Source organism: Streptomyces sp. NRRL F-5135, assembly GCF_000719775.1.
Taxonomy (GTDB): domain Bacteria; phylum Actinomycetota; class Actinomycetes; order Streptomycetales; family Streptomycetaceae; genus Streptomyces; species Streptomyces hebeiensis.
Genome location: NZ_JOHR01000001.1, coordinates 309,235 through 324,722 on the forward strand (window position 1 = coordinate 309,235; position 15,488 = coordinate 324,722).

At 71.6% G+C, this 15,488-nt stretch carries 11 protein-coding genes; 6 read left to right on the forward strand and 5 right to left on the reverse strand.

The window, feature by feature from the left end:
• Positions 1–17: 17 nt before the first annotated feature.
• From IG02_RS0101460 to IG02_RS0101470, 3 genes are all read left to right on the forward strand, one after another.
• On the forward strand, positions 18–1,352 hold the full coding sequence (locus IG02_RS0101460) for a hemolysin family protein (protein ID WP_030740579.1): 1,335 nt from the start codon (positions 18–20) through the stop codon (positions 1,350–1,352).
• Positions 1,349–2,380: a hemolysin family protein gene (locus IG02_RS0101465; RefSeq protein WP_030740581.1), complete on the forward strand. Its 1,032-nt coding sequence runs from the start codon at positions 1,349–1,351 to the stop codon at positions 2,378–2,380. The genes IG02_RS0101460 and IG02_RS0101465 overlap by 4 nt, the downstream gene beginning before the upstream one ends.
• A 120-nt stretch (positions 2,381–2,500) precedes the next feature.
• The gene (locus IG02_RS0101470; protein WP_037801789.1) at positions 2,501–3,415 is read left to right on the forward strand and encodes an ion transporter; all 915 of its coding nucleotides are present in this window, start codon (positions 2,501–2,503) and stop codon (positions 3,413–3,415) included.
• A gap of 21 nt (positions 3,416–3,436) precedes the next feature.
• Here IG02_RS0101470 and IG02_RS0101475 read toward each other — a convergent pair whose 3' ends face one another.
• Positions 3,437–4,246 (reverse strand): SAM-dependent methyltransferase, encoded by an 810-nt coding sequence (locus IG02_RS0101475; RefSeq protein WP_030740585.1) that lies wholly within the window; start codon positions 4,244–4,246, stop codon positions 3,437–3,439.
• Between the two features lie 378 nt (positions 4,247–4,624).
• Between IG02_RS0101475 and IG02_RS0101480 the strand changes: the two genes are divergently transcribed.
• The 3 genes from IG02_RS0101480 (at position 4,625) to IG02_RS0101490 (ending at position 7,504) form a co-directional block, all read left to right on the forward strand.
• Positions 4,625–5,227, forward strand: coding sequence for an RNA polymerase sigma factor (locus IG02_RS0101480; protein WP_030740587.1), 603 nt, complete (start codon positions 4,625–4,627; stop codon positions 5,225–5,227).
• A gap of 3 nt (positions 5,228–5,230) precedes the next feature.
• The gene (locus tag IG02_RS0101485; RefSeq protein WP_234314564.1) at positions 5,231–5,938 is read left to right on the forward strand and encodes a hypothetical protein; all 708 of its coding nucleotides are present in this window, start codon (positions 5,231–5,233) and stop codon (positions 5,936–5,938) included.
• Between the two features lie 441 nt (positions 5,939–6,379).
• Positions 6,380–7,504, forward strand: coding sequence for an MFS transporter (locus IG02_RS0101490; protein ID WP_037802000.1), 1,125 nt, complete (start codon positions 6,380–6,382; stop codon positions 7,502–7,504).
• 37 nt (positions 7,505–7,541) lie between these two features.
• Here IG02_RS0101490 and IG02_RS0101495 read toward each other — a convergent pair whose 3' ends face one another.
• The 4 genes from IG02_RS0101495 to IG02_RS0101510 all read right to left on the reverse strand — a co-directional run bounded on the left by IG02_RS0101495 (position 7,542) and on the right by IG02_RS0101510 (position 15,324).
• Positions 7,542–8,603, reverse strand: a complete 1,062-nt coding sequence (locus tag IG02_RS0101495) for a glutathione S-transferase family protein (protein ID WP_051764283.1) — start codon at positions 8,601–8,603, stop codon at positions 7,542–7,544.
• Between the two features lie 124 nt (positions 8,604–8,727).
• Positions 8,728–10,233: an MFS transporter gene (locus IG02_RS0101500; RefSeq protein ID WP_051764284.1), complete on the reverse strand. Its 1,506-nt coding sequence runs from the start codon at positions 10,231–10,233 to the stop codon at positions 8,728–8,730.
• Positions 10,234–10,395: 162 nt separating this feature from the next.
• Positions 10,396–12,033 (reverse strand): M4 family metallopeptidase, encoded by a 1,638-nt coding sequence (locus tag IG02_RS0101505; protein WP_030740602.1) that lies wholly within the window; start codon positions 12,031–12,033, stop codon positions 10,396–10,398.
• 333 nt (positions 12,034–12,366) lie between these two features.
• On the reverse strand, positions 12,367–15,324 hold the full coding sequence (locus tag IG02_RS0101510) for a glycoside hydrolase family 48 protein (RefSeq protein ID WP_051764285.1): 2,958 nt from the start codon (positions 15,322–15,324) through the stop codon (positions 12,367–12,369).
• Between the last annotated feature and the right edge of the window lie 164 nt (positions 15,325–15,488).

Consider the following 15,488-nt stretch of genomic DNA (forward strand, 5'->3'; position numbering starts at 1 on the left):
GGAGCGGAGGTGGCACGGTGACCGAAGTACTCCTGCTGCTTCTCGCCCTCGCCCTGACGCTCGCCTGCGCGGTGTTCGTCGCGGCCGAGTTCTCGCTGACCACCGTGGAGCGGAGCGAGCTCGAACGCGCCGCCGCGGCCGGTGAGCGGGGCGCCTCCGGCGCGCTGGCGGCGGCCAAGCGGCTGACCTTCCAGCTCTCCGGCGCCCAGCTCGGCATCACGGTGACCTCCCTGGTCATCGGCATGCTCGCCGAGCCCTCCCTGGCCACGCTGCTGCACGGGCCCCTGACGTCCGTCGGCCTGCCCGGGGGCATGGTGCCCACGGTCGCCACCCTGCTCGGCGTCGCGCTGTCCACCGTGGTGCTGATGGTGATCGGTGAACTGGTCCCCAAGAACTGGGCGATCTCCAGCCCGCTCACCGTCGCCAAGGTCGTGGCGGGCCCGCAGCGCGTGTTCACCGCCGCGTTCGGGCCACTGATCCACCACCTGAACGAGACCGCGAACCGGCTGGTACGGCGCCTCGGCCTGGAGCCCGCGGAGGAGCTGGCCTCGGCCCGCACCCCCGAGGAGCTGGTCGCGCTGGCCCGGCACTCCGCGCGCGAGGGAGCCATCGAGGCGGACTCGGCCGAGCTGTTCGTACGAACCCTGCACCTGGCCGAGCTGACCGCGGAGAACGTGATGACGCCGCGCGTGGACGTCCAGGCCCTGGAGGCCCACGCCACGGCCGCGGACGCCGCCAACCTGACCCTGGCCACCGGACTCTCCCGGTTCCCCGTCTACCGCGACAGCCTGGACGAGGTGATCGGCACGATCCACATCCGTGACGTGCTGGCGCTGGACGAGGAGAAGCGGGCCGGTACCCCCGTCACCGACCTGGCCAGCACACCGCTCCTCGTACCGGACTCGCTGCCCGTCGACCGGCTGCTGCGGCGGCTGCGCGAGGCGCGGACGATGGCCGTGGTCATCGACGAGTACGGCGGTACGGCCGGGGTCGCCACGGTCGAGGACATCGTCGAGGAGGTCATCGGCGAGGTACGCGACGAGCACGACCCGGACCAGACACCCGACCTCGCCCCCTGCCCGGCGGCCGAGGACGGCCGGCGGGTCTGGGAGGCGGACGGCGGCATCAGGCTCGACCAACTGGAGGAGATCGGCTTCCAGGCACCCGAGGGTCCCTACGAGACGCTCGCCGGGCTGCTGGCGACGCGTCTGGAACGGCTCCCCGTCCTGACCGACACGGTCGAGGTCGACGGATGGCTGTTCGCCGTCCTGCGGATCGAGCACCACCAGGCCGACCGGGTGCGGGTCACCGCGCCCCTCCCGGCCACCGAGTACGCGGGAGACGCGCGATGACCGGCCTCCAGCTCGCCATCGGCGCGCTCACCCTGCTCACCAACGCGTTCTTCGTCGGCGCCGAGTTCGCCCTGATCTCCGTGCGGCGCAGCCAGATCGAGCCGCAGGCGCTCAAGGGCAGCCGCCGCGCGAAGAGCACCCTGTGGGGCCTGGAACACCTGTCGGCGGCCATGGCCACCGCGCAGCTCGGCATCACCATCTCCTCGCTGGTCCTGGGCGCCGTCGCGGAGCCGGCGATCGCCCATCTGCTGGAGCCGCCCTTCGAGGCGGCCGGGGTGCCCGAGGCGCTGATCCATCCGATCGCGTTCGTGATCGCCCTGACCCTGGCCACGTATCTGCACATGCTGGTCGGCGAGATGGTCCCGAAGAACATCGCGCTGGCCGCGCCCGCGCCCACCGCGCTCGCGCTCGGTCCCGCGCTGGTCTGGCTGACCCGGGCGCTGCGTCCGGTGATCTTCGGGATCAACGCGTTCGCCAACGCCATCCTGCGGCTGCTGAAGGTCGAGCCCAAGGACGAGGTCGCCGCCGTCTTCACCGACGACGAGCTGGCCCGCATGGTCGACGACTCCAGCGAGGCCGGACTGCTGGACCCGGCGGACGGGGAGCGGCTGCGAGACGCCCTGGAGCTGGGCACCCGCCCGGTGGGCGAGGTGATGGTCCCGCTGGCCCGTACGGCGACCGTGGACCACCGGATCACTCCGCAGCAGCTGGAGCGGACGGCCGTGTCCACCGGCTTCTCCCGGCTGCCGGTCACCGGACCGGACCGGACCATCCTCGGCTACCTGCACATCAAGGACGCACTCGGTGCCGCGGAACGCTCCCGCCCCTTCCCCCGGAGCGCGCTGCACACGATGGTCCGGGTCGAGATCGACACCCCGCTGGACGACACCATGACGGCGATGCGTGCCGCCGGGACGCACCTGGCGGCCGTCACCGGGGACAAGGGGACCGTCATCGGCTTCGTGACGATGGAGGACGTCCTGGAGGAACTGGTCGGCCCTTCGGCCGGCTCGCCGACCGCCGCCTGACGAGGCGGCCGAGCGGCCGGTGCCCCGCCCCGGGCACCGGCCGCTCACCTGCTCCCACGCCCCCTTGTATCCCTTATATCCCTTTGACCCGTAACTCCCCGTTCGAGAATGGTTCATGAGATGTCCGACGCCACGAGCGGTCCGCGCCGGTTAGGGCCGGCGCTCGCCGGACGCAGCCGGAGCATCGTGGAGTCCGGCCCCTTCACCGCCGCGGTGTTCTGCCTCATCGTCGGCAACGCCGGCCTGCTGGGCATCGAGACGTACACCGGAGCGGTGCACGAGTGGCGCGAGGAGCTGAGGCTCGCCGAGCACCTCTTCCTCGCCGCGTTCACCGCGGAGATCCTGCTGCGCGCGGCCACGTTCGCGGACCGCCCGAAGGACTTCTTCCGCGACCCGTGGAACGTCTTCGACCTGGCGGTCATCACGCTGGCGTTCACCCCGTTGGCCCGCGAGAACGCGACCGTACTGCGGCTGCTCCGGCTGGCACGGGTGCTGCGCGCGGCCCGCTTCCTGCCGCAGTTGCGCGTCGTCATCGTCGCGGTCGGCAAGAGCCTGCCGGGCACGCTGAGTTTCGTACTCGTCGGCGCCCTGCTGCTGTACCTGTACGCCATGGTGGGCTGGATGTTCTTCGCCGCCGAGGATCCGGAGCACTACGGCTCGCTCGGCCGCGCGGCCCTCACCCTGTTCCTGCTGATCACGCTGGACGGTCTCGGCGACGCCGTCCGGGGCGGGCTGGAGATCTCCCGCTGGACCATCGTCTACTTCGCCTCGTTCGTGCTGCTGGGCTCGTTCCTGCTGGTGAACCTGCTGATCGGCGTCGTGATCAACTCCCTGGAGGAGGCACGGGAACTGGAGGAGGCACCGGGGCACGAGGCCCCCGTGGCCGGCCCCGGAGGCGAGGAGTCACGGACGGCGCTGCTCGCCCGGATCGCCGCGGCCCGGCGCGCCCTGGACGAGGTCGAGGCCGGCCTCGCCACCGGGCCCGCGGCACCCCGGGCGCCCTGCGGGTGCGGTGCGCCGGAGGGCCGGACGTAGGTTCCGCCGAGGAGGCTTCGGCTACGGTTTGCGGGCCACGCCCGCGTAGCACGCCGCCGCCTGGTCGCTGTCGCCCGCCGCGATGTCCTCGGGGTCGGGGCGCCACCGGTGCGAGGGGGTGATCCCGGGGTCCAGCAGCTCCCAGCCCGCGAAGAACCGGGCGATCTCCTCGCGCGTGCGCGCCTGTCCCGGGGTGCCCGCGGCCCGGTAGGCGGCGGTGAGCCGGGCGATGCCCTCGGGATCGAACTCCGTCGTGACATGGGCGATCGCGAGCATGCTGCCGGAGGGCAGCTCGTCCTTGAGCCGCTCCATGATGGCGTGGGCGCCGTGGTCGTCGGTCACGAAGTGCAGCAGCGCGTTCAGACTGAGCGCGACGGGGCGGCCGAAGTCGAGCGTCCGCCGGATCTCGGGCGCGGCGAGCAGGGCCTCGGGGTCGGTGACATCGGCGTGGGCGTACGCGGTGCGCCCCTCGGGTCTGCTGCGGAGCAGCGCGCGAGCGTGCGCCAGGACGATCGGGTCGTTGTCGGTGTAGACGACGCGCGCCCGCGGCACCTCCCGCTGGGCCACCTCGTGCAGATTGGGCGAGGTGGGGATGCCGGTGCCGATATCGAGGAACTGGGTCATGCCCTGCCGGGCGAGGAAGCGGACGGACCGGTGCATGAAGCGCCGGTTGATCCGGGCGGTGGTCAGGATGGACGGGAACGCGGCGATGGCACGCGCCGCCGCCTCCCGGTCGGCCGGGAAGTTGGTCGTCCCGCCCAGATAGTAGTCGTACATCCGGGCGGAGTGCGCCCGGTCCAGCTCAAGATCCACCGCACCGCTGTCCCCCACCGCGCGCCCCCGCTTCCCGTTCGGCAGGCCATCGGAACCTGACACCTGCCACCTGCCCGTCCATGGGCACGGACAACCGTACGGGAGGCCCCAACCTCGTTGCACGGGAGGCCTGGTGGGACCGGCGGGAACCCGGCAGTCACCCGCGACACCACCCGACGCATGCGTAATCATATGATGACTGTCAGCGAAAAAGCCTGGGGGTCCCCTGCACGGTGGGGGCGGACATCCGGTTGGCTGACAAGTGGGAGGGAGCACCTCCCGCACCGACGCCGCCCGCAGTGGAGCGGCGTGGTGCCCAGGGAACGGGGCAACCGTGCTCGTCGATCCGGAAACCGCGGTGGTGGCCCGGAGCGCCGTCGAGAGGAGCGGCTTCTGATGGCCTCCGCCACCGACGGCGCCCAGGGCGTGGACAACCGTGGTTCATATCACTTATATGACCACCGACCCGTGCGGCGGCTCGAGTTGACGTTTGACGCTTTTCAGGCGCACCACCACAAGCTGTGGCTGCGTTACGCGCACACCCAGGTCGGCAACAGATCGGCCGCCGAGGGGGTGGTGGACGCCACCTGCGCCCGGCTGCTGCGACACTGGCCCCATGTCCTGGAGCAGGAGTCGGTCGCGCGGTACGCGTGGGCGGTCCTGAAGGAGGAGGTGGCCCGGTGGCTGCACCAGCACGGTCTGCAGCCCGTCCTGGTGGACACCGCCGCCTTCCACGCCGCGATCCGCAAGCTCCTGTTGTACGAGATGCGGGACCAGTTCGCCGTCCTGCAAGGGGAGATCGGGCTCTACGGGGCCATCGCCCGGCTTCCCGAGCGGCAGTACGACGTGATCGTGCTCCGCTACGTCCTGCACGTCCCGGACGAGGAAGTCGCCGAGTACCTCGGCATCGAGGTCGCCACCGTCCGCTCCCACGTACGCCATGCCCGGCGACGACTCGCCAAGGACCTGGACGTCAGGGAAACCGAGAGGGGAGAGTGAACCGTGCGCCGTACCGAAGAAACCGCCCCGATGGAAGTCCTGCTGGAGGACGCGGAAGTCCTCACCGACACCTACGACGACTACGACGTCGAAGCCGCGCGCCGGCGGATCGCGGCCCGGGCCGCGGCGGAGGAGATACCCGCCGCGGACGCGGGCGGGGTGCCCCGGCGTCATCTCTCCGCGCACGAACAGGCCGCACACGACCTCGACCTGGCCGTCGCGCTCGTGCTCAACACCCCGGAGGCGGCGACCGGTCTGGCCCGTCTGGTCGACCAGGACCGGATCGACCCCGAGGGCGCGGTCGTCTTCGCCGCGCTGCTGCACCTGACCGGACATCAGGACGCGGCCCAGTTCTGGTGGCAGTTCGCCGCGGGGGGCGGCAACCGGACCGCCGCCTTCTGTCTCTTCCTCGCCCACCAGCAGCGCGCGGAGTTCAAGGACGCCGCCTACTGGCGGGCGCAGTCCCGGGAGCTGTCCGGCCCGCCCAGGACCGCGGCTCCGTCGGCGCTGTCCTCCCTGCGTTCCCTGCTGCCGGAATCCGTACGGCACGATCTGCTCAGCCAGTGCCGGGACGGGAACCATCCGACGCTGCCGGCCGCGTTGGAGTCCGTGATCAACCGGCTCCGCGTGGACAGCGACGACGAGGACTTCGGGGAGGTGCCGCAACCGGACGCCGGTCTGCCCGGCGACCTGAACCGTTTCGAACCCTGACCGCCGCCCGGCCCCGCGGCCGCGCCCGCTCAACGCTGCCCCGGTGCTCGGCGCTCCCCCGGTGCTCGGCCCGGCTTCGTGCCGCCGGATGCCGGTTCCGGCTGGCGCGAAGTGCTGCCATGGTCCTTTGATGGGCGCAGGCGTGCGCCGGGCACCGCTGGGCGCGGCCCCCGTGCCCGTGCCTGGGACGATTCGGCGGGTACGCGCACGAGGATGTCACGGATGACCGGTCACGGACGAGGCGAGGACGGCGCGGGCACGGGCACGGGCGGCGCGGACCGCCGCGGAGAAGGCGCCGCGGACGCCGACGGCGGTGCGGGCGGAGGCGCCCGGCACGGCGGGGGCGGTGGAGGCCGGGACGAGGCCGCGAACGAAGACGGGGGCGGGGGCGGGCGCCGGCACCCCGGCTACCTCGCGGCGGCGGGCGTCTTCGCCGTCGGGATGGCGGGGACGACCCTGCCCACCCCGCTCTACGGCCTCTACCGGCAGCAACTGAGCTTTTCCGAGCTGATGGTGACCGTCGTGTTCGCGGTCTACGCCCTCGGCGTCATCGCCGTCCTGCTGCTCGCGGGCACCTTCTCCGACGAGGTGGGCCGACGCCCTGTGCTCCTGTGCGCGCTGGCGCTGTCCGCGGCCAGTGCGCTCTGCTTCCTGTTCGAGGGCGGGCTCCCCGCGCTGTTCGCGGGCCGCCTGCTGTCCGGCTTCGCCGCCGGGCTCTTCAGCGGAGCGGCGACCGCGGCGGTACTGGAACTGGGGCGGCCGGGACGCGAGGCGCGGGCCGCCTTCGCGGCGACGGCCGCCAACATGGGCGGCCTCGGTTGCGGCCCGCTGCTGTCGGGACTACTGGCCCAGTACGCGCCCTGGCCGCTGAAACTGCCGTTCCTGACGCATCTCGCGCTGGTCCTGGCCGCGTCCGTGGTGACCTGGTTCCTGCCGGAGACCGTCCGCCGTCCACGCCGCCGGCTCCGGCTGAGGCCGCAGGGGATGGTGGTACCGCCCCGGGTACGGGGGGTCTTCGGACCGTCGGCGCTCGCGGCGTTCGCCGGGTTCTCGCTGCTGGGGCTGTTCACGGCGGTGGCGCCGTCCTTCGTGGCCCGGACCCTGGACGTGCACGACCTGGCCGTGACCGGGGCGATCGTCTTCTCGGCCTTCCTGGCGTCGACGGCGGGACAGTCGCTGACGGCGCGGGTGGGCGCGCGGGCCGCGCTGCCCGGCGGCTGTCTGGTCCTGGTGGCCGGACTGGTGCTGGTGGGCTCCTCGCTGCTGGTGGAGTCGCTGCCACTGCTCGTGGCGGGCGCGCTGTGCGGGGGGTTCGGCCAGGGACTCGCCTTCCGCGCGGGGCTGACCGCCGTGAGCGGGGCGGCGCCGCCGGAGCAGCGGGGCGGCACGATCTCCGCCTTCTTCGTCGTCGCCTACCTGGGGATCTCGCTGCCGGTCGTCGGGGTCGGCGCGCTGACGCTCGGCCTGGGGCTGCGGGGCGCCGGCATGACCTTCGCGCTCTGTGTGACGGTGCTCGCGGCCTGCGTCGGGCTGTACGTCCTGCGCAGGCCGCCGGCCGAGAGCTGAACCGGGGCCGCCGCCACCGCCGCCGACCAGCAGGGCCTCAGGGCCGTCCGGCCGCAGGGACCTCCTCGCCCCGGGGCACCGGGCCCGGCGGGGTGCCGTCCCCGAACGGCCGGCCGCCCAGTTCCTCGCGGTGGTGCGGGGTCAGCCAGCCGGACAGGTCGGGGCCGAGCGGCACGACGCCCGTCGGGTTGATGCCGGTGTGCACCTGGTAGTAGTGGCGCTTGATGTGGTCGAAGTCGACGGTGTCACCGAAGCCGGGCGTCTGGTACAGGTCCCTCACGTACGCCCACAGCACCGGGTCCTCGGTCAGCTTCGACCGGTTGCACTTGAAGTGGCCGTGGTAGACGGCGTCGAAGCGCACGAGCGTGGTGAACAGCCGGATGTCCGCCTCCGTGATGGTGTCCCCCACCAGGTAGCGCCGGTCCGCGAGCCGTTCGGAGACCAGGTCCAGGCGCCGGAAGACATCGCGGAAGGCCTCCTCGTACTCCCGCTGCCCCGAGGCGAACCCGGCGCGGTAGACACCATTGTTGACATCGCGGTACACGCCCTCCATGACCTCGTCGATCTCCTCGCGCAACGGCTCGGGGTACAGGTCGGGCGCACCGGGGCGGTGCAGCGCGGTCCACTCGGTCGCGAGATCCAGGGTGATCTGCTGGAAGTCGTTGGTGACGAGCTTCCCGCTGGGTACGTCGACGATCGCGGGCACGCTGACCCCGCCCGGGTAGCCCGTCTCCCGCGCGTCGTAAGCCTCCGCGAGGAAGTGGATGCCGAGGACGGGGTCCCGGCCGTCCGGGTCGAGGGTGAAGCGCCAGCTGCGGTCGTCCTGGATGGGGTCGGCGACGGCGAGGGATAGGGCGTCCTCCAGGCCGAGGAGCCGCCGGGAGACCAGGGCCCGGCTGGCCCAGGGGCAGGCACGGCTGACGACGAGCCGGTAGCGGCCGGGCTCGACCGGCCAGCCGTCCCCGCCGTCGGCGGTGACGCGGTCGGCGAAGTGGCTCTTCGATCGTTTGAAGGGCTTGTGGCCGTAGCTCTCGTTGCCGTCGGAGGTACCGTCCTCGGGGCGGCTGTCCACGGAGCGGCTTTCCTTCGGGTCGTTCATCGTCGGTACTCCTTACGGTGCTGCGCTCGACGTTCTCAGCCTTCCCGGAACCGGACGGATGTCCCAGGCCGGGGCCGGCTCCGTGTCAGGTCGCCCGTGGTCCCGTCCGGTCGGGTACGGGCCCTCACCCCGGAGAGGCCGGCCCGCGGGACGCGCCCGCTGCCCGCCGGTGCCCCACGGCGACGTCGGCCAGGGCGACGAGCAGCGCGGCCACCACGAACGCGACGGCCACGATCAGCCCGTCGTCGTACGCCCCCGCCCAGCCCTCCGTGGTGACCCGGGCGAAGAAGACGGAGCCGACCGCCGCGATCCCGACGGCGGACCCGACGCGCTGACCGGTCTGGAGGGTGCCGCCCGCGCTGCCCGCCAGGGGCACGGGGACCTCCGCGAGCGTCAGCGTCTGGTTGGGCGTGATGACCAGGCCGCTGCCCAGTCCGGCCAGCAGCAGCGGCGCCGCGATCGCCCAGCCGACGCCGCGCCCCGGCACCAGGTGCACCGCCAGCACCGTGGCCCCCAGACCGACCGCCACCATCACCAGCCCGACGACGACCAGTGGCCTGCCCAGCCGGGTGACCAGCCGCCCGCCGAGGGCGGCCGCCGCGCCGGAGCCGAGGGCGAAGGGGGTGATGGCCAGTCCGGCCTCCAGCGCCGTGTAGTGCCGTCCGTTCTGGAGGAAGAGTGTGGTGATGAAGAAGATCGAGGTGAATCCGGCGAAGTAGAGCAGGATCAGCAGACAGCCCAGCGAGAACGAACGGAACCGGAAGAGTCCCAGGTTCAGCAGCGGCTGCGTCCCGCCCGGCCGGCACCGGGACTCCCACTTGACGAAGCCGGCCAGCAGCCCTGCCGCGAGTACCAGCAGCAGCCACTTGGCGTTGCCGTGCCACTGCTGGGCCTGGACGAAGGGGAGCAGCAGGGCCAGTACCCCGGTTCCGAGCAGCAGGACTCCGTACGGGTCCAGGTCGCGCATCCGGACCCGGATGGCCGACGGGGTGTCCGGCAGCAGCCGGCGGGCGAGCAGCAGGCAGACCACGCCCAGCGGGAGGTTGACGTAGAAGACCCACCGCCAGCCCTCCTCGGCCCCGGCCGCCTGGATCAGCAGACCGCCGAGCAGCGGACCCACGGCCGTGGAGAACCCGACCACCGTGCCGAACATGCCGAAGGCACGGCCCCGCTCGTGTCCGGCGAACATCTGCTGGATCAGCGCGGAGATCTGCGGGGATACCATGCCGCCCGCGAGGCCCTGCACCAGCCGGGCGACCACCAGCCAGAGGCTGGACTGGGCCAGGCCGCAGGCCGCGGAGGCGAGCGTGAACAGCGTGAGCCCCGCCATGAAGACCGCCCGCCGGCCCCGGGCGTCACCCAGCCGCCCGGCCGGGACGAGGAAGAGTCCGAAGGCGAGGGCGTAGCCGGAGACGACCCACTGGAGATCGGACTCCGGGGCCGCGAGACCTTGCCTGATGGAGGGCAGGGCGACGTTGACGATGGAGACGTCCAGGAGGGTCATGAATCCGGCCACCAGACACACCGTCAGCGCCTTCCAGCGCCGGGGATCGGGCTCGCCGCCCGCGCCGCCCGGCCCTGGGGCACCGTCCGCCGGGACGCCGCTGTCCCGCTCCGGTTTCCGTGGCATGGTTCGTACCCTAGTGCCCCGGTTCGGGGAAGGTATCGGCTCCGCCGCGCCGACACGCGCGCCGCTCCCCCGCCGTGGGACGGGCCCGCCGCGTGGTGCGCGGCGGGCCCGTCCCCCTTCGTGCCGGAACTGTGCCGGTCGGCCCACGGGGCCGTCAGCCGGTCACTTCACGTTGATCGCGGTCCAGGCGGCGCCGACCGCCTTGTACTCGGCGCTCGACGTGCCGTAGAGGTCGCCCGCCGCGCTGAGCGTCGCGGTGCGGGCCCTGGCGTAGTTGGTGGTCGATGTCATGTACGTGGTGAGCGCCTTGTACCAGATCTTTATGGCCTTGTCCCGGCCGATGCCGGTGACCTTGGAACCGTCGGAGGTGGGGCTGTTGTAGCTCACACCGTTGATGGTCTTGGCGCCGCTGCCCTCGGACAGCAGGTAGAAGAAGTGGTTGGCCGGTCCTGACGAGTAGTGCACGTCGATGCCGCCGAGACCGGAGGACCAGTAGTCCTTGGACGCGCCGTCCTTGCTCGGCTTGTCCTGGTAGCGCAGCGGGGTGCCGTCGCCGTTGATGTCGATCTTCTCGCCGATGAGGTAGTCGCCCGGGTCGCTGGGCGTGCCGGAGTAGAACTCGACGGCGGTGGCGAAGATGTCGCTGGTCGCCTCGTTGAGGCCGCCGGACTCGCCGCTGTAGTTCAGGTTCGCGGTGTTCGAGGTGACGCCGTGGCTCATCTCGTGGGCGGCCACGTCGATGGACGTGAGCGGGTTGGCGTTGCCGGAGCCGTCGCCGTAGGTCATGCAGAAGCAGCTGTCGTCCCAGAAGGCGTTGACGTAGCTGTTGCCGTAGTGGGTGCGGGAGTAGGACGCGACGCCGTTGTTCTTGATGCCGTTGCGGCCGAGCACGTTCTTGAAGAAGTCCCAGGTCTCGGCGGCACCGTAGTGGGCGTCGACGCCGGCGCTCTGACGTCCGCCGCCCCAGACGTCGTCGGCGTCGGTGAAGAGCGTGCCGGTGCCGGAGGTGCGCTGGTTGAGGTCGTACGTCTTGTGGTTGCCGCGACCGCTGTCGGTGAGGTTGTAGGTGCTGCCGCTCTTGGTGGTGCCGAGGGTGACGGAGCCGTTGTAGTCGCCGGTGCCGGTGCCGGTGTGGATGGCCTCGTCGCGGAACAGTTCCTTGCCGGTGGTCGCGTCGGTGACGACGTGCAGTTCGCTGGGGGTGCCGTCGGCCTGAACGCCCTTGACGACGGTCTCCCAGGCCAGCACGGGTGTGCCGGAGGCCGCCCAGACCACCTTGCGCGCGCTGTCGGCGGTGGCGTCGGCGGTCCGTTCCGCGGCGGCGGCCTTCAGGGCGGTGTTCTTCGCGCTCGCCGTGCTGACCTCGGCGTCGGTGCCGGCCACGGCGATCCGGGCGCCGGTGGCCCTGGTCACGCCGCGCGTCCCGGAGGGGGCCTGGTGGACGACCAGGTCGCCGCCGAGGACGGGCAGACCCGCGTAGGTGCGTTCGTAGCGGGTGTGCACCGTGCCGTCGGCGTCCTTGACGACGTCCCGGACGACGAGCTTCTCCCGGGCGCCGAGACCGAGGGCCGCGGCCTCGGCGGCGCTGTCCGCCTGGGCGGACGCGATGGCCTCCGCGCGCTGGCCCGGGGTGAGCAGGAGCGCGGTGGCGCCGCTCGCGCGGTCGGTGCCGGACTGCGCGCCGGCCAGGGGCGCCTGCACGCCCACGACCACCATGGCGGCGGAGGCGACCAGTGCCGCGAACCGGGCCGCGTGCGTGCGGGAGGAGTTCTTCCGGGGGGAGGACGCTACGAGTCTCACTCAGTCTCCAAGGGTGTCGGGCCGCCGGTGAGCGGCTCCGTGTGGGGAAGCGGCGGCGTCGATCGGGGCCGCCGCCCGGGAGTGCGGAGCCGTGCTGAGCTGTGCGTGTGTCATGAAGGGGGCCCTCCGCGCGTTCTACGCGCGGTGAGCCGACCAGAGACTGACACCGATGGGTCAGGTTCGAATAGTTCGAATACCAGAATTTGACCGTGTGTTGTCCGTTCGACTAAGCAAAAACGGCATCAACTGGCCTTACCCGGACGGAGGGCGAAGCGCCGAGCGCCCCTCCGGCGGGTGCCGGAGGGGCGTCGGCGTGTCACCGGAGCCGGCCCGCTATTCGAAGAGGTCGGAGTAGGCCCCCAGGGCCAGCGCGATGTCCGCCTGGGCCCAGAAGCGGTGGTAGGTGAAGGTGGGCGCGGCGCCGCCCTTCAGGTACGCCTCGACCTTGGACCAGGCCGGGTCGCTCTCGTAGAAGGACCGGATCGAGCTGAAGGTGGAACTGGAGTCGATCGGATCGCCGTTCGGCATGGTGCCGGTCCAGCCGCTCGGTACGTAGACGGGGTCGTCGAAGCGGTTGTAGTCGGCGCGGGTCTCGGGCACCGCGATGCCCAGGGCGTCCGAGTGGTGGTCCCACATGCCGTCGAGCAGTGCCTTGGCGGTGCTCTTCGCCTGCGCGTCACCGGACTTCGCCGCGTAGTACGAGAGGGTCTTGGCGTACGCGGCGGCCACGCCGACGTCGTCCGTGTAGTCCGCGACCGTCACGTGCAGTCCGGCGTTGGCGCCGGGACTTGCGGCGTTCCAGGTGTCGGGCTTGCCGGACCACTGGAGCGTGGACGGGATCAGGTAGCTGCCGTCGGGGTTGACCGTGGTCTTGGACAGGGCCCACTTCACCCACTTGTCCAGGACGGTCTTGGCGGCGGCGTCCCCCGTCCTGTTGTAGTACTCCGCGACGCGCTCCATCGACCACGCCTGGAAGCCGAACCACTGGTTGGACGGCGGGTCGTGGTAGACGGGGGCCTCGTCGTAGAACATGCCGTAGAAGGTGGACGAGCCGGCCGGGGGTGTGGCGTAGCGTCCCGCCCAGCTGTTGGTGGCGCCGCCCGCGATGCCGCCCTCGGCGGACTGGAGCCAGCGGTAGAACTCCAGCTGGCGCTTGAGGCTGGTGGTCCAGTCCTGCTGCCCGGTGGCGGACTTGGGCTTGAGGTCGGGGTAGGAGCTCAGCGCCCACGCGGCCATCGGGTTCTGGTACCCGCTGTGGGCGAAGCTGGAGCCGATGCGCCAGGACCAGCCGGCGGAGGTGTCGGTGGCGCCGCCCCAGGCGTAGTACCAGGAGAGCAGGTAGTGGGAGCTGTCCTTGCCGGTGCCGGCGGCGCAGGCGGTCTCACCCACACAGTTGCCGATCTTCTTGAAGTACTTGTCGTACATGGCGTAGCGGAGGTAGTCGCCCATCTTGGCCGCCTTGGCGACGTTGGCCGAGATCTGGCTGCCCTTGCCCTGCTCCTTGGCCCACTCCGAGGCCCAGTAGGCGGCCTGCACGACGCGCGCGTCGGCGTCGGGGGCGTTGGTGAACTTCCACTGCTTGGCGTACGAGGCGTCGCCGGTGAACAGGTCCAGGTACCCGTTCTTGCCGCCGTACTTGAACCCGTCGCAGGTCGGCTGCGTCACCGTTTCCCAGACGGACTCCTGCGGGCCGCGCTGGAAGGTGTTGATGTACGAGGGCCCCTGGGCGGCCGGTCCGGATTCGCACGTGCCCGGCTCGTTGCCGTACCCGTAGACGTTGTCGACGTCCTGGATCCAGTGCATGCCGTAGATGTCGTCGGTGCCGTACGCGCTCTTCAGCTCGCCCGCGATGGGGTCTCTGCCGACGGAGACGCCCGGGTTGAGCTGGGAGGGGTACTGCGAGGGCTGGTCCCATTCGGGGGCGTACGTGGCCGGTTTCGACGCGTTGTAGAAGCTGTTGGTGGGCTGGTCCGCGTGGGTGGGGATCATGTACTTCTCCATGATGTCCCACGCGCCGTTGAACTTGGACCAGTCCCCGGAGACCTTGCCGTACATCGCCTGGAGCCAGATCAGGTAGCTGTACGCCTCCGACGTGGTCTCATGACCGTGGTCGGGAGCCTCGACGATCAGTGTCTCCACGGAGTGGTACGGGATGCCCTCGGGCGAGAAGTAGCCCGCGGCCGGGTTCGTGATCTTGCCGTAGAGCTCCAGGAACCTGGCGTCGTACCCGGCGGTGGCGGCCAGCTGGGTGACCGTCACCTCGGCCTTGGTCTGTCCGGGCGCGGTCGCCGTGAAGGTCGCGGTGCCGGTGCCGGAGGCCGCGGCGGCGATCGTCACGTTCTGCGCGGTGTCCCAGTTGGCGGGGGTGAAGGTGAGGCCGGCACCGGAGGCGACGGTCAGCCCGGTGGTGCCCGCGGTCCTGGCGACGGTGACCGTCACATTGGCGGTCGGCCGCGTCGACAGCTTCAGGCCGAACGTGCCCGTCTTCCCCTGCTGGACGCCCAGTTGGACCGGGCTCGCGACCAGGGACGGGCCCGCCGTGACCCGTACGCCGACGGGGGTGGACTCGGCGGCGGCGCCCTGGCCGTCGTACGCCTTGGCGTACAGCGAGAGATCGCCGGCCGGGACGTTCGTGTAGTCGAAGCTGTACGGCGAGGAGGTGTCGGTGCCCAGCAGCGTGGTATCGCTGTAGAACTCGACCTTGGCTATGCCCGCTCCGTCGGCGGCCACGGCGGTGGCGGCCAGCGGGATCGTGCCGCCCGCGGCGAAGACGGCGCCGGGGACCGGGCTGGTCAGCACGGTCAGCGGTGGCTGGTGCGCTCCGGCACAGGTCACACCGTTGACGGAGAAGACGGTGGGTGCGGTGTTCGCGCCGCTGTAGGTGAAGTTCGCACCGGTGGTGGCGGCGGCTCCCGGCGCGATCCTCCCGTTATGGGAGGCGTTCTTGACGGTGACGGTCTTCCCGGACTGGGACCAGCTGCCGTTCCAGCCGTTGGTGAGGGTCTGGTTGCCGGCGTAACCGTAGGTGAGGCTCCAGCCGTCGACGGCCTCCGTGCCTCGGTTGGTGATCGTCAGCTCGGCCGTGAAGCCGGAGCCCCAGTCGTTCGTCTTGTAGTCGACACCGCACTGGACGGCGGCGGCGTGGGCGGGGGCGCCGCCGCCGGCCGTCAGCGCCAGCGGCAGGGAGAGGGCGGCCACCAGGGCGGTCAGCAGCCGTCTGACTCCGCGCGGCCGGCCCGGCCGTCTCGGCGGAGGCAATGCCCCGGGCGGGGATCCACGTAAGGCGGGCATGGGGGGTGGTCCTCCTCGCGGTTCGGTGCGGGTGTGGGGGGCGAACCAGTGGGAGCGCTCCCAAGCGTCGGGGTGGCCCGCGAAGGTGTCAAGAGTTTGAACACGACCCACGTCCGGACGACATCGCCGATAAAAGAAGTCAACCGAGGTGTTGACTCACGCCA